Source organism: Streptomyces sp. NPDC054770, from assembly GCF_053611985.1.
Genome location: NZ_JBSHBL010000142.1, coordinates 1 through 15146, shown reverse-complemented (window position 1 = coordinate 15146; position 15146 = coordinate 1). Strand labels below are relative to the sequence as shown.

Genomic DNA, 15146 nt, shown 5'->3' with positions numbered 1-15146 from the left:
GTCGGCGTCTGAGGGGAGGCCGAGCGGCGGCGTGCCGGTCCCCGGGGACGTGCCCCCGGGGACCGGCACACCGCTTCGCTTCAGCCCGACGCCAGCCGGGCGGCGAGCTGGGTCCGGGACGTCACGTCGAGTTTCCGGAACACCTTGCGCAGGTGGTAGTCGACGGTGCTCGGGCTGACGTACAGGTTCGCCGCGATCTCGCTGTTGGACGCCCCGGCCGCCGCGAGGCCGGCGATCCGCGCCTCCTCCGGAGTGAGGTCGAGCGCGGTCTCCGGGGCGCGCGTCCGCGCGCGTTCGCCGGTCGCCCGCAGCTCGGCCGCCGCCTGCTCGGCGAACCGCTCCGCTCCGACGGCGGCGAACATCTCGTGGGCGGTGCGGAGTTCCTGCCGGGCGTCACGCCGTCTCCTGGCCCGGCGGAGCCACTGGCCGTACAGCAGATGGGTGCGGGCGAGGTCGACCACCATGTGGCTGCGCCCGAGGTGGGCGATGGCCTCCCGGTAGGCGGCCTCGGCGGCCGCGCCCTCGGCGAGCAGGGCCGCGCAGCGGGACCGCAGCCCGAGCCCCCAGGGGGTGCCGGCGGCGAGCGCCCGTTCGGAGAGGGTGGCGTAGGCGGTGGCCGCCGCCTCGCGGTGACCGGCCCGCAGCGCCGCCTCGACCAGCTCGGGCAGGGTCCCCTCGGCCGTGTAGGCGGGGTCGTTGTCGACCACGGTCCGCGCGCCGGCCATCGCCGACTCGTGGTCTCCGGCGAACAGGTCCGCCATGGCGGCGATGTACCGGCCGATGTCCGCCGGGCCGCCCTGGCTGCGCGCGGTGGACTCGTGGACCTGGGCCAGCCCGGTCGCCCGGGCCTCGACCAGGTGGCCGCGGTAGGCGTGCACCACGCCGTTGCTGCGGCTGTTGGTGCCGAGCACGGCGGGACCGGGACTCACGGTCAGCACCTCCAGCATCCCGGCCCACCTCGCGTCGGCTTCGCGGAAGTCCCCGAACATGGCGTCCGAGACCGCGAGGAAGGCCAGCGCGACCGGCAGCGTGGTGAACGCACCCGAGGTCCGCGCCAGTGTCGCCCAGCGGTCCGATATGTCGTGGATACCTTTGTCGTCCCAGAGGCTGCCGGCCGCCGCGGCGCCGAGCGAGAACCACCGCAGGCCCACCGCGGGATCGAGGTCGTCGGCGAGCAGCGCGGTCACCGCGGCGCGGAACGGCCGTACGGAAGCCTGGTAGCCGACGGTGAAGCGGGCGGTGTACCCCTCCAGGAGCAGGTCGCTGACCGAGGCGGAGTCGTGCGGGACCGGCGGGAAGGCGCTCGCCAGGCGGGCGGTCTCCCGGGTCAGCTCCGGCCCGGACCAGATGGCCGCCTCCAGCGCCCCGAGCATCGTGTCGCGGGCCAGCCGGTCGTCGTGCCCGAACGCCCGGGCCGCCCCGGCCAGGATGCGCGCGGCCTCCGCGGCGTCGCCCTGCGCGAAGCGGATCATGCCCGCCAGGGCCTGCGCGAAGCCCTGGACGACCGGGTCCGGGAGCCGGGGCACGGCGGAGTCGAGCACCGTCTGCGCCCCGGGCGGGTCGCCGGCCATGAGGGTGGCCTCGGCCAGCGCGAGCTCGCGCAGCGCGCGGTGCCCGTCGTCGGGCGTCAGGTCGGCCGAGCGCCGCAGCAGCGCGGCCCTGGCCGCGTAGCCGCCGCGGGCCGCGGCGCGTTCGGCGGCCTGCTGGAGTTCGGCGGCGAGCCGCTCGTCCGGCGCGGTCGCGGCCGCCGACAGATGCCAGGCCCGCAGCTCCGGGTTGCCCGCCTCGCCCAGCACCTGGTGGGCGCGCCGGCGTTCGGCGGCGTCGGCGCCGTAGTAGACCGCGGACCGCGCCAGCGGGTAGCGGAACCGGACGGAGCTGCCGGAGAACTCCAGCACACCGCTCCACGCCGCCTCGGCCGAGGCGGCCTCCGGGTCGATGCCGGCCCGCGCCGCGGCCCGCCACAACGGGGCGCGCTCCCGCTCGGGGTCGGCCGCGGCCAGCAGCGTGAACACCTGGGCGTCCGGGTGCAGACCGCGTATCTGCTCCAGGAAGTGCTCCTGGAGCCGCTGGCCCAGGGGCAGCGGCTCGGGCAGCGCCGCGCGCCCGGAGAGCTGGTCGGCCGTGTACGTGCGGCCGAGTTCCACCAGCGCCAGCGGGTTGTTGCGGGTGTCCGCCAGGATGCGGTCGACGGCCTGGGCGTTGAGGCCCTTGCCCGCGACCGAGCCGAGCAGACCGCGGGCATCGGGGTCGGGCAGCCCGTCCACCGTGATCGTCGGAAGCTGCTCGAACACCGGCCGTACGACGGGCTCGCCGACGGCGGCGACGAGACCGATGCGGTCGGCCTGCAGTCGGCGGCCCACGAAGCCGAGCACCTCGGCCGATTCCGGATCGAGCCAGTGCGCGTCGTCGACGACGCACAGCAGCGGCCGTGACTCGGCCGCCCGGGACAGCAGCGTCAGCGACGCCAGACCCACCAGGAACCGCTCGGGAGGCGGCCCGGGCTCCTCGCCGAAGGCGATCCGCAGCGCGCTGCGCTGCGGCGGCGGCAGCTCCTCCACCAGCGGCAGGAAAGGGCGCAGCAGGTGGTGCAGGCCGCCGAACTCCATCCTGATCTCGGACTCGACACCGGCGATGGCACACGTCCGCAGGTCGGGCGACGACTGCACGGCGTAGCGCAGCAGGGCCGTCTTGCCGATGCCCGGTGCGCCGCGCAGCACCAGCGCGGCGCTGAGGCCCTCGCGCACCGCGTCCAGCACCCGGTCGATCGCCGCCCGCTCGGTCTGCCGGTCGACCAGCGCGAATTCCCGTTCCCGCCGGCCGGCCCGTCGTGGGCCGGCATGCTCCTCGGCAGCCACCGCTTCCTCCACCGGATGTTCCCCGCCCTGCCGGATATTCTCCGCTATGGGATCAAGCTGACGCAGTTGCGGGCGCACGGCATCATCTACTTCTGACGATTTCTGTCCCTTGTCGGTCGTGGTACGAGGAGAACGTTGCGAACGAGCAGTGGCGCCGCGGACCGCCCCGGTACGGGCGGGGTCGTGTCCCGGCCGGGACTGTTCGAACTGCTCAGGACCTCGGCGCGGGTGGCCGTGCTGTCGGCGCCGGCGGGCAGCGGCAAGACGGTGCTGCTGCGGTCCTGGATCGGCGAGCAGGGCCTGGCGGGACGCGTCGCGTGGGTGTCGGTGCGAACCGACGAGCGTGATCCGCAGCAGTTCTGGCTGGCGGTGCTCGGTGCGCTGCGCCGGACGGTCCCGGGGGCGGCGCTGATGCGGGAGCTGACGGCGGCGCCGGAGCTCGACGGATGGGCGGTCGTGGAGCGGCTCCTGAGGGACCTGGCACCGCTGGACGACCGGGTCTGGCTGGTCGTCGACGACGTGCACGAGCTGGGCTCGGCGGACCTGCTGCAGCAGTTGGAGCTGCTGGTGCTGCGGGCGCCGCCCCAGCTGCGGTTCGTGCTCGCCACCCGGTACGACGTGCGGCTGGGCCTGCACCGGCTGCGGCTGGAGGGCGAACTGACCGAGATCCGCCCGGCCGATCTGCGCTTCAGCCTGGCCGAGGCGCGGGAGCTGTTCGCCGCGGCGGGGACGGTACCGGCCGAGCCGGCGCTGGTGATGCTGCACGAGCGGACCGAGGGCTGGGCGGCCGGGCTGCGGCTGGCCGCGCTCTCCCTGGCCGGGCACCCCGATCCGGCGCGGTTCGCCGCCGAGTTCTCGGGCAGCGAGCGGACGGTGGCGGAGTACCTGCTGGCCGAGGTGCTGGAACGGCAGAGCCCGGAGGCACGCCGACTGCTGCTGCGGACCAGCGTCCTCGAACGGGTCAGCGGCCCGCTCGCCGACGCCCTCACCGGCAGCACCGGCGGGGAGCGGGTCCTCCAGGAACTGGAGGCCGCCAACGCGTTCGTCGTGTCGCTTGACCCGGCGCGGTCCTGGTTCCGCTACCACCACCTCTTCGCCGGTCTGCTCCAGCGCGAACTGCGGCGTACGGCACCGGAGGAGGCCGACGCGCTGCACCGGGCCGCCGCACGGTGGCTCGCGGACCACGGGCATCCCGCGGAGGCGGTCCGGCACGCCCAGGCGGCGCACGACTGGACGTCGGCCGCCCGGCTGCTGGCCGACCACTGGCCCGGCCTGCATCTGGACGGGCAGGCGGCCACCGTGCGCGCGCTCCTCGCGAGGTTTCCCACCGAGGTCCTCGCCACGGACGCCGAACTGGCGGTGCCCGCCGCGGCGGACGAGCTGGCGGCCGGATCGCTGGTGGAGGCGGAGCGGCTCCTGGGGCTCGCGGCACGGCGAACGGAGCCGGAGCCGGAGCCGGAGTCGGGGTCGGCGTCGGAGTCGGTGCCGGTCGCCCGACGCGGCCGGCTGGACGTGCAGGCCGGCATGGTCCGGCTGCTGCTCGCCCGGCAGCGGATGAACCTTCCGGCGCTGGCCGAGGAGGCGCGGCGGCTGCGGGCCGTGGCCGACGCTCCGGACACGGCGCCGCTCGGCCTGAGCGGGGACCTACGCGCACTGACGCTGATCAACCTCGGTATCGCCGAACACTGGGCCGGCCACCGTGCGGAGGCGGAGAACCACCTGGCACAGGGCTTCAAGCTGGCGCGCTGGATCGGCCGGCCGTACCTGGAGTTCCTCGGCCTGGCGCACTGCTCGTCGATCGCCAGCGTGCGGGCGTCGCCGTACACCGGGGCGGAAGAGCACGCCAGGCAGACGATCGAACTGGCCCGGCGGCACGGCTGGACCGAAGAGCCCGCCGCCGGCATCGCCTACATCACCCTCGCGGCCGGAATGATCTTCCGGCGACGGCACGAGGAGGCGGCCGACTGGGTGCGGCGCGCCGAGCGCACCCTCCGGGTGGAGGCCGAGCCGATGACGGCGATGGCGATCCGCTACGTCCGCGCGCTGCTGGAGCTGGCGTGCGGCCGTGACCAGGACGTGCTGACGACGTTCCGGGCCGCCGAGCGGCTGGCCCGGCTCCTGGACGCGCCGAACTGGCCGCTCACGCGGACCCGCGCCCTGCGGCTGCACGCTCTGGTGCGGCTGGGCGACACCGCAGGCGCCGAGCGGGACCTCGCGGAGATCGGCGAACAGGACCGTGCCCGCGGCGAGATACGCATGGCGGAAGCGGCGCTGCGCCTGGCCCGGGATGATCCGCACGCGGCGAGCGCCGTGCTGGCACCGGTCCTCTCCGGTGCCGTGCCCGTCCCGCCGACGACCTGGCTGCCGCACGCCCACCTGCTGGAGGCGACCGCCCGGGACGCGCTCGGCGACCCGGCCGCCGCCGGGGACGCCATGCGGCGCGCGCTGGACCTGGTCGCCATCGACGGCGCGCTGACGGCGTTCCTCATCCATCCCCCCACCCGGCGGCTGTTCGACCGCTACGCCCCGGACGGCGGCGAACAGGCGGCCCTGGCGGGCGAGATCCGCGCCCTGCTCCCCGCCGAACCGGGGACGTCGGACTCCGGGGCGGCGTCGGACTTCGGGGCAGCGTCGGGCTTTGGGGCGGCGGACCTGCCCCGGCCGGCCGGGCCGCCGCGGCTGCTGGATCCGCCCACCCGGAGCGAGATCCGGGTGCTGCGCTACCTGCCGACCAACCTGTCGGCTCCGGAGATCGCCCGTGAGCTGTCCGTGTCGGTGACCACCGTCCGCACCCACATCCGCCACCTGTTCACCAAGCTCGACGTGCGCCGTCGTACCGACGCCGTGGCGGTGGCCCGTGCGCTCGGCCTGCTCGCACCGTCCCCGGAGGCCCCGGACACCCCGGACACCCCGGACCCCGGCGCCGCGACCGGCGCCGCCGACACGGCGGAGGAGCGGCGGCTCAGCCTGTGAGGCCGGCGTCGGCGAGGGCCTGGGCGAGCAGGACGCGCCGGTTGACGCCGAGCTTCCGGTAGACGCCGCGCAGGTGGTACTCGACGGTGGCGGCGCTGAGGAACAGCCTGGTGGCGATGGCCCGGTTGGTGGCGCCGGCCGCGGCCAGCCGGGCGATCTGGAGTTCCTGCGGGGTGAGCCCGACACCGTCCGGACCGGCGGGTCTTCGCCGGTGCTCGCCGGTGGCGGCCAGTTCGGCGCGGGCCCGCTCGGCGAAGCCGTACGCGCGCATCCGCTCGAAACTCTCCAGGGCGGTCCCGAGTTCGTGGCGGGCGTCGCGCCGGCGCCGCTGACGGCGCAGCCACTCCCCGTGGACCAGACGGGAGCGGGCCACCGCGAGGGTGACAGGGGTGCGCCGGAGGTGGTCGACGGACTGCCGGTAGTCGTCGTCGGCCGCGGGGTCGTCGCCCTTGAGCAGCGCCCGGCAGCGTGCCGCCACGCCGAGGACCCAGGGGCTGCCCGCCGCCGCCGCGAGCGGGGCGAAGCCGTCGAGGGCGGCCCGGGCGACCTCGGGCCGGCCGCAGCGCATGGCGGCCTCGACCACGTCCTCCGGTGACAGCAGCGACCACAGCGCACGGGCGTCGAGCGCGGCGTCGAGCGCCGCCTCGTAACGGCCGGCGCCCAGTTCGAGCACCGCGACCGCCAGGCGGACCCCGGTCCGCCACACGTCCGGGACCGGCTCGCCGAGCAGCCGGTCCGCCAGCGCCCGGCCCTGGGCCGCCTCGCCGCGCAGGCCCAGCAGCAGGACGTCGGCCTGGGCGAAACCGGGGCCCCAGCCGTGGTCGCCGACCGCTTCGGCGAGGGCGCGGCCCTCGGCCAGGGACGCTTCCGCGGCGGTGAGGCGACCGGCCCGCAGATGGTCCTTCGCGAGCGAGTAGAGCGCCGGGACGAGCGCGGCCACGGCTCCGCGGCTCCGGAGCGCGGGTATCCAGTTCCGTTCCAGGTCCGTCCAGCTGGCATGGTCGAAGACGAGACCGGACGCGTACAGCCACGCCACCAGGCGGGGCATACCGGCATCGGGAGCGTCGCGCACCGCGGCGAACGTCCGGACACCGCGGCGCAGCAGCGTGTAGCCCTCGTCCGTACGGCCGTCGAGGACGGCGGCGAAGCCGTCGAGCAGTCCGTCACCGGGCGCCCCGGGCGCGGGCCGGCGAAGCTCGCGGACGGCCGACACGACCTCGGCGGTCCGCTGCCAGCTTTCCAGCTGGGCGACGCCGAACCCCTCGAACAGGGTGTCGTGCGCCAGCCGCGGATCCTCCGGGCCCATCTCCCGGGCCGCGCCCACCAGCATCCGGGCGGCTTCGGCGACCCGGCCCTCGGCCTTGAGGGACAGGCCCCGCACCCGCCGGGCCCGGGCCAGCACCAGCGGGCGGGTCAGGTGCGGGACGGCCTGTTCGGCGAGCGCGGCCGCCCCGGCGGGATCGCCCGCCACGAGGCCCGCCTCCGCGGCCGCCAGCAGACGCTCGGCGGCGCGCTCCGGGTCCGCCGTCAGCTCCGCGGCGCGCCGCAGGAACGCCTGCCCGCTCTCCCACCCGCCGCGGCTCCGGGCCCGGTCGGCCGACGCCTCCAGCTCCCGGGCCACCGCCTCGTCCGGGTCGGCCGTCGCCTCCGCGAGGTGCCAGGCCCGCCGGTCCGGATCCAGGTACGGGTCGGTCACCTCCGCCAGGGCGGCATGCGCCCGCCGCTGTTCACCCGGTGACGCGCCCCAGTAGGCGGCCGTCCGCATCAGCGGGTGGGCGAACGCCACCCGCGGCGACCACGACAGCAGCCGCCCGACCTCCGGCGCCGCCGCCACCTCGGCGTCCAGCCCGAGCACCTGCGCGGCCCGGCGGATCCGCTCCGGGTCGCCGAACTGCTCGGCCGCGGCCACCAGCAGCAGGGTCTGTGCGGCCGGCGGCAGCTTCCGCACCCGGTCCAGGTACAGCCGCTCCAGACGCTCCCCGACCCGCATCGGCAGGCCCGGCACCGGGTCCGGCAGACCGCGTCCCTCGCGCAGCTCCCGGCCCAGCTCGACCAGCGTCAGCGGATGACCGGCGGCCTCCGCCAGGACCCGGCGGGACAGGGACTCGGCCACCCTGCCCGCCGCCGCGAGCTCCAGCAGCTCCCGCCCGGCGGCCGGTTCCAGCGCCCGCACCCCGAGCTCGGGAAGCCCGCGCAGCGCGGCGGCGTGCTCCTCGCCGTCCCGCAGCGCGAAGACGAAGCCCACCCGGTCGGCCAGCAGCCGGCGGGCCACGAAGGCCAGCACCTCCTGCGACACCCGGTCCAGCCACTGGGCGTCGTCGACGACACACAGGACCGGCTGCCGCGCGGCCGCGTCGGTCAGCAGCGTCAAGGTCGCCAGACCGACCAGGAAGTGACTCGGCGCCGGGCCCGCCGCCAGCCCGAACACCGTCCTGAGCGCGGTGCGTTGCGGGACCGGCAGGTCGGGCAGGCTGCCGAGGAACGGGGAGAGCAGCTGGTGCAGCCCGGCGAAGTCGAACCCCGTCTCGGTCTGGGTGCCCACGGCGGATGCGAGGAGCGTGCCGGCGGCCTCGGCCCGTTCGGCCGTCTCGTGCAGGAGCGCCGACTTCCCTATCCCCGCCTGGCCGCGCAGCACCAGTACGCCGCTCGACCCGGCCGACAGGCCGTCCAGGAGCGTCTGGACGACCTCCAGCTCAGCGGTCCGGCCGATCAGCCCCACGTTCGCGACCTTTCAGACGTACTCGTCACGGTGAGAAAGAAGGCGAGCGAAAACAGGCCGACTTCCGCTCCTCGACGCGGGCCTACAGATACTACCCAGCACGCGCACACCCACCAGGGCCGCCGAGCAGCCCGATGCACCCGCTCGCATCCAGGCAACGCGTAGTCATTCATCCCCTGGCGGGGCCCGGACCGGCCGTCCTGAAAGAAGAACCTTCGCTGGAGCGCCCCTTTAGGGGCGCGGGGAACTGCGCGACGAGCCCCCACCGGACCCGCACCCGACAACGCACCCAGTCCGGACCCGCGCCCGACCGGACCCGCACCCGACAACGGACCCAGACCGGCAGCGCGAAGTGGCCGCCGACTCCAGGCACTACGCGATCCGGTGATTCGACCGGTACGGATGCTCGCCAGCATGGACGAACACGGACACCGCGCCGGGTGCCGTCGAGGCTGTGGGAGGGACGATGCGACCGGAGCACCACACCGCGAGCGCCGCACTGCTGCCGGCGTTGCAGGCCAACGCCCTGCTGCTGGACCTGTTCGAGCAGGCAGGACAGCTGATCCGGCTGGCCGTGGCGCGCAGCGCCGACGCCGGGGTCGCGGACGCCCTGGCGACGGAGCTCGCGATCAGCCATCTGTTCGCCGTCCGCGGCGACCAGGCCGAGGTATGGCGGCGGACCGGCCGGGTCCTCGCCTTCGCCGTTCCGCACGGCGACGGCGTGCTGGCCGCCCGGGCCCGCTGGCTGCGCGGCCTGGCTGCGCTGGGCGCGGGCGACCCGGAGAGCGCCCTGCACGAGCTGCGGGAGGTGCTGTCCGGCCATCCGGGCATCGTGGCGTGGGCGGTCGCCGACATCGCCGAGGCGGCGGTCGCCGTCGGTCGCCGGGACGTCGCCGGCGCCGTGCTGGCCCGTGCCCGCCGGCAGCCGTACGGCATCCTGCGGCGCCTGGAGCTGCGGGCGGCGGCGCTGACGGCCGAGGAGTGCGACGCGGAGCGGCTGTTCCTGGCGGCGCTCCGGGACGCCGACACCGCGGCCATGCCGTTCACCGACGCGCGGACCCGGTTCGCCTACGGCAGCTGGCTGGCGCGGCGCCGCCGGACGGCCGCGGCGCGCTGCCAACTCGTCTGCGCCCAGCGGGGCTTCGCGGCCCTGCGCGCCGACGGGTGGTCCGGGCGGGTCACGGCGGAGCTGCAGGCGGTCGGCGCGGGGGACCCGGGCGCGGACAGCTACGGCTTCACGCCGCGGGAGCGCCAGATCGCCGGGTTCGCCGCCCAGGGCCTGTCCAACCGGGAGATCGGGTGGCGGCTCGGGCTCTCCCACCGTACGGTCGGCAGTCATCTCTCCCACGTGTTCCAGAAGGTCGGCATCGCCTCGCGCGCCCAGCTCGGCGGGCTCGACCTGGCCGTCGCAGAGGCGCAGCCGGTATGACCGCGGACCACGGCGCGCTCGTCGCCGCCGGACAGTGGCGGGAGTTCCGCGCGCGGTTCCGCGCCGACGAGGCGGCCCTGCGCGGCGCCCGGCGGTGGCCGGAACTCGTCCGGCTGCACGCGCTCGAAATGAGCATCGCGGCCCGCCGCGGCGCCTTCGACCACGAGCGGTACGACGAGCTGAGGTGGCTGGCGCTGACCCTCGGCGAGCAGGAGTCCGCCGACATGCTCGACCACGCGGCCGGGCTGAGCCACCTCGCGGCCGGGCACCCGGAGACGGCCTGGCGGGTCCTCGGCAACCTCGCCGCGGTCGCGGCGGGCAGGGTCGCGCAGCGTGCCTACGTGGATCTGGTGCAGGCGGCACTGGCCGCCGGCGAGACCTGCGCCGTGCGCCGGCTGCTGACGGCCGGGCCGCGCCTGCTGCCGCCCGCCGCGCCGATGACGACGGCCCGGCTCTGGCACGCCCGCGGGCTCCGGGCCGCCGCGAGCGGCGCCGACGGGGCTGCGGCACTGTTCGAACGCGCCCTCGGCTCACCGGCGATACCGGGCCGCCCCATGGAGCACGCCAGGCTGCTGCTCGACTACGGGCGGCTGCTCAGAGCGCAGCGCCGCGACGAGGCGCGCGGACCCCTGCGGGAGGCCCTCACCCGCTTCGAGTGGCTGACGGCCACGCCGTGGGCCGCGCAGGCGCGGGCGGAGCTGCGCGCCATCGGGGTCCGGGTGCCCGGCGGGTACGCGCCGCCCGCCGTCGAGTCGCTCAGCCCGCACAAGCTCAGGATCCTCCGGCTGGCGGCCGCGGGACTCTCCAACCGGGACATCGGCGAACGGCTGTCCATCTCACCGCGTACGGTGGCCTCCCACCTCTACCGCACCTACCCGCTCGTCGGGGTCCGGTCCCGGGGCGAGCTCGGCCGGCTGTTCGCCGACCCGCCGCCGGGGGCTCACCGCAGCTCGTCCGCGTAACGGTCGGTCCCCGGGACCGTCGGTATGAACGGCGCGACGAACTCCACGTCGCCCAGCCCCGAGGCGGCCACCGCCGTTTCCAGGTCCGCGAAGTGGTCCTGCCAGGCCTCGCGGGGGTCCTGCTGGAGGAACCACAGCAGGGTCAGCCGGGTCCCGACCCCCTCGACCTGCTTGACGTAGGTCATCCGGTCCAGGGGCAGCGGCGTCGGCGCGAAGACGGTCACCATGGCCGCCGGGGAGCCGGCCAGCCGCTTCGGCAGGTGGTCCTCGCGCAGCCACGCCAGCAGTTCCCCGCGCTCGCCGGGGGACTTCGCGTCGACGACCTGGACGACGAGCCCGGCGTAGGGGTGGTCGAGGGCGTGGATGTCCCGGGGCCCCTGGTCGCCGTCGCGGTAGACGGTCGTGAGGTGGTCCTGGAAGGCGGTGAAGACGTGCGTACGGTCCTGGAAGACCCGGTGGTCGCGGTTGAGGCGCTTGTTGATGCCGACGGTCCACCGCATGTGGTCGGCGTAGCGGCCGGCGGTGATCCAGTAGACGGAGATGTAGCACCCCGCCGTGACCGGCCGCGCGACGGCGGAGGTCTCTGGGTAGCGCAGGAGCTGGAGGTCCCGGGTGGCGACCCAGCGGCGGCCCGCGTACATCCACGGCATGGCCATCGCGCCGGCGATGAAGTGGTCGTCCTCGTACCAGCGGTTGTACGCGCGCTCGTGGCCGGGGTGCGGCTCGACCATGGTGATGAGCGCGTGCCCGAGGTCGGCTCCGTAGGGGCCTACGGCGGCCAGTTCCGCGTACACGGGGCTGCGGGTGTCGGCTGCTTGCGCCGCGTCGTCTGTCATACCGTCAGGTGTAGCTGACGGAGCGTCAGTTCGGGAGAGGGGGAACCCGATTTGGTCCGAAGCGCGGCGACCTGCTTGCGCGGGCGGCCGAGTTCGGACATCCGGGGCCGCGACTTCCCGCAGTACGCACCGGATTTCCACGTCGGGGTGGTGCCGGACGGTGGCCGTGTCCCCATACAGGGATGACCGACGCAACCGCGGCGACGACCGTTCCCGCCGTTCCGGCGCGCGACCGCACCACCTGGGCGGAACTCTTCTTCGACCTGGTGCTCGCCTTCGGCGTGGGCCAGGTCGCCCACCCGGTGGCCGTGCACCCGAGCTGGCCGGTGCTGGGGGAGTGCCTGCTCGTCCTGGTCCCGCTCTGGTGGGCCTGGGTGGACGTGGTCATGGCGATGAACGCCGTGCACGAGACCAACCTGCAACGGGTGTTCCTGCTGCTGACCGCACTCGCCGTCTACGGCATGGCGGTGGCCGCCCCGCTCGCCCTGGCCGACCGGGAGGCGGCCCTGCTGTACTCCGGAAGCTATCTCGCCCTGCGCCTGCTGATCGGGGAGGCGATCCGCAAGGAGTGCGCCCTCTACACCATCCACCCCTACCGGGCCGGACTCGCCTTCGCCCTGGTCCTGTTCGCCTGCGCCACCGTACCGGCGCCGTGGCGCGAGGTCCTCTGGGCCTGCGCCGTCGTCGCCGAGATCGCCGCGCCCGTCGTACTCAGCGGGCATCTGCGGCAGTTGGCGTTCGGCGTCAACCATCTGCCCGAACGCTTCGGCCTGTTCGTCATGATCGCCCTCGGCGAGAACGTCTTCGCCGTCGGCGCCGGAGCCGCCACCGGCCCGCTCGCCCCGGCCCGGCTCACCGCCCTCGTCCTCGCCTTCCTGGTCGGCTGCGCCCTGTGGTGGCTCTACTTCCACCTGGTGGCCTCGGCCGTCGCGCACGCCCTGCGCACCCATCCGACCCCGTCCGTCGTCGTCCGCGACGTGCTCAGCTACGGCCATCTGGTGCTGGTCGTGGGCCTGTTGCTGGTCTCCGTCGGCGCCACCCGCACCGTGCGTTCCCCCCTGCACACCCCGGACGCGCTGAGCGCCGCCCTGCTGCCGTCCGGCGCCGCCCTCTTCATGCTGGCGTTCTGCTACACCCGGCGCCGCATGTTCGGCGCCGCGTCCGCCACCCGGTTCTACGGCGGCATCGCCCTGCTCGCCCTCGCCCTGCCGGCCTGGCGGCTGCCGGGCGTGGCGACCCTCGCCGTCACCACCGTGCTGCTCCTGCTGGTCAACGCGGTGGAGCACTGGCTGATCAGCTCCGGCCGGCAGGTCCCGCTGATCCTGCGCAACCGGGCGTTCGGGACGGCCTGACGACGGCCCGACGGCGGCCTGACAACGGCCCGACGACGGCCTGACGGTGACCTGACGTAGTAGGCCGACGGACCTGGGGCAGTGCCGGACGCCCTCCCGGGGCGGCCGCGGCGGGACGCGGAATGTTCCTAGGTTCGCGGTATGGAACTTTCCGGCACCGACCACGAAGAGGAGGTGGCTTGATGCCGTCCCGCAGCGCCTTACCAGCCCTGCTCTCCCTGTCACTGGGCTACTTCAGCCTGGGGACGATCTCGCTGGCGGTCGTCGGCCTGAACGGCCCGATCGGCGACGACCTGCACGTCCAGCCGGCCACGGTGGGCATCCTGGTCACCGTCTTCGCGCTGACCTTCGCGGTCTGCGCGCCCACCGCCCCCATCCTGCTGCGCCGGTGGAACCGCAAGCGGGTGCTGCTCGTGGGCATCGGCCTGCTCACCGTCGGCGCGGCCCTCGGCGCCGTCGCGCCGAACTACGGCTTCCTCACGGTCACCCGGGTGCTCGGCGCGATGGGTGCCGCCGTCTTCGGTCCCGGCGCCTCGGCGGCCGGCGCGCTGATCGTGCCGCCCGAGCGCCGGCAGCGGGCGCTGGCCACGGTGTTCGGCGGCATGACGGCCGCCGCGGTGCTCGGCGTGCCGCTGGCCTCGTTCCTCGGCGGCTCGCTGGGCTGGCGGCCCGCCCTGCTCGGGGTGGCCGCGCTGTCGGCGCTCTCCTTCGTGACGGTGCTGGTGTTCGTCCCCGAGATCCCGGCCGGCGAACCGCCGACGGCCCGCGCCTACCGCGAGGCGATGCGCACGCCGGCCACCGCCGCCACGGTCACCACGACCCTGCTGTTCATGGCCGCCCAGTTCACCGTCTACGGCATCGCGGGCGCCTATCTGAAGGACCGCTTCGGCGCGTCCTCCGGGCTGATCTCGCTGACGCTGCTCGCCTTCGGCGTCATCGGGGTGGCGGGCAACGCCTGCGCGCCCCGGATCGCCGAACGGCTGGGCGGCGGGCGCACGGTGAGCGTCGCGGTGCTCGGGCTCGCGCTGGGCTTCGCGCTGCTGCTGGTGGCTCCGCACTCCGCGCCCGGGGTGGCCTTCTTCGCGTTCTGGGCGTTCTTCAGCCAGATGTACCAGGCGCCGCAGCAGGCCCGGCTGGTGGAGCTGGTGCCGCTGCAGCCGGGGCTGATCCTCGCGCTGAACGCCGCCGCGCTCTACCTCGGGATGAGCCTCGGCAGCTTCGTCGGCAGCAGCCTCCTGCCGGATCTGGGGGCCGGGCCGATTCCGTGGGCGGCGCTGGGTGTCCTCGCCCTTGCGGGGCTGGCCCATCTGTCCTCGGTCCGGCAGGTCGCCTCGGCGGCGGCCGGCGCGGACCGGCCTGCGACCAGCCCAGTCCACACCAGTTGAGCGCACAGTCGAAAAGGCCGGGATGCCTTGTCGGTCGTCTGCGGCGCCGTCGCGGCTGGTCGCGCCCACGCGGCGGCAGCCGCACATCGAAACAGCCCGCGCCCCTATCGGGGCGTTGTCCCTCAAGTCAGTTCAAGGAGAACCCTATGAGCAGCCACCAGGTGAACTTCGTTCGCGAGTACATCGAGACCGTCTGGAACCAGGGGCGGACCGAGCTGGCCGACAAGTACCTGGCCGAGGACCTCATCCAGCACAACCCGAACCTGCCCGACGGGCGGGCCCCGCTGGTCGAGTTCGTCGACGGCTTCCACAAGCAGTACCCGCGGGCCCGGTTCGAGATCCGGCGCGCGGCCGGGTCGGGAGACCTGGTCTTCCTGCACACCCGGTTCCGCGGCGACCCGGACGACCGCGGCATGGTCGTCGTGGAGGTCTTCCGGATCGACGAGGGCCTGATCGTCGAGCACTGGGACGTCCGCGACGAGATCCCGGAGACCACCGTCAGCGGACACGAGGTCGTCTGACCGCCGCGTCCGCGGCTCCCCCCCCCAAGGGGCGCGCGGGCCCGCGCGCCGACCCAGCCCGCGGGCCGGCGGGCGAGAGGCAAGACAGATAAGGAGTCATTAAAACCCATA

General features: G+C 75.0%; 9 protein-coding genes. 6 read left to right on the top strand and 3 right to left on the bottom strand.

The features are described 5' to 3' along the window. Window positions 1-80 precede the first annotated feature (80 nt). Window positions 81-2858 (bottom strand): AAA family ATPase, encoded by a 2778-nt coding sequence (locus tag ACWGKQ_RS50655; RefSeq protein WP_453298914.1) that lies wholly within the window; start codon window positions 2856-2858, stop codon window positions 81-83. 135 nt (window positions 2859-2993) lie between these two features. On the opposite strand from ACWGKQ_RS50655, the gene ACWGKQ_RS50650 reads away from it, so the two are divergent. Then, window positions 2994-5831: a LuxR C-terminal-related transcriptional regulator gene (locus tag ACWGKQ_RS50650; RefSeq protein WP_453298913.1), complete on the top strand. Its 2838-nt coding sequence runs from the start codon at window positions 2994-2996 to the stop codon at window positions 5829-5831. Here the strand turns inward: ACWGKQ_RS50650 and ACWGKQ_RS50645 are convergent. Continuing rightward, window positions 5821-8550, bottom strand: coding sequence for an ATP-binding protein (locus ACWGKQ_RS50645; RefSeq protein WP_453298912.1), 2730 nt, complete (start codon window positions 8548-8550; stop codon window positions 5821-5823). The genes ACWGKQ_RS50650 and ACWGKQ_RS50645 overlap by 11 nt on opposite strands. Before the next feature lie 466 nt (window positions 8551-9016). Here ACWGKQ_RS50645 and ACWGKQ_RS50640 point away from each other — a divergent pair, with 466 nt between their 5' ends. After that, a complete protein-coding gene (locus ACWGKQ_RS50640) occupies window positions 9017-9979 on the top strand; it encodes a helix-turn-helix transcriptional regulator (protein ID WP_453298911.1) in 963 nt (320 codons plus the stop codon). Further along, window positions 9976-10941, top strand: coding sequence for a LuxR C-terminal-related transcriptional regulator (locus ACWGKQ_RS50635; RefSeq protein WP_453298910.1), 966 nt, complete (start codon window positions 9976-9978; stop codon window positions 10939-10941). Before ACWGKQ_RS50640 ends, ACWGKQ_RS50635 begins: the two co-directional genes overlap by 4 nt. Here ACWGKQ_RS50635 and ACWGKQ_RS50630 read toward each other — a convergent pair. Next, window positions 10920-11777 (bottom strand): hypothetical protein, encoded by an 858-nt coding sequence (locus ACWGKQ_RS50630; protein WP_453298909.1) that lies wholly within the window; start codon window positions 11775-11777, stop codon window positions 10920-10922. The two genes, ACWGKQ_RS50635 and ACWGKQ_RS50630, sit on opposite strands and share 22 nt — an antisense overlap. A 182-nt stretch (window positions 11778-11959) precedes the next feature. On the opposite strand from ACWGKQ_RS50630, the gene ACWGKQ_RS50625 reads away from it, so the two are divergent. The 3 genes from ACWGKQ_RS50625 to ACWGKQ_RS50615 all read left to right on the top strand — a co-directional run bounded on the left by ACWGKQ_RS50625 (window position 11960) and on the right by ACWGKQ_RS50615 (window position 15035). Continuing rightward, entirely contained in the window at window positions 11960-13129 is a 1170-nt protein-coding gene (locus tag ACWGKQ_RS50625; RefSeq protein WP_453298908.1) for a low temperature requirement protein A, read from the top strand. 182 nt (window positions 13130-13311) lie between these two features. Then, window positions 13312-14514 carry an MFS transporter gene (locus ACWGKQ_RS50620; RefSeq protein WP_453298907.1) on the top strand — a complete coding sequence of 401 codons (1203 nt, stop codon included), beginning with the start codon at window positions 13312-13314 and terminating at the stop codon, window positions 14512-14514. Between the two features lie 146 nt (window positions 14515-14660). Then, entirely contained in the window at window positions 14661-15035 is a 375-nt protein-coding gene (locus ACWGKQ_RS50615; RefSeq protein WP_089102071.1) for a nuclear transport factor 2 family protein, read from the top strand. The last annotated feature ends 111 nt before the right edge of the window (window positions 15036-15146 follow it).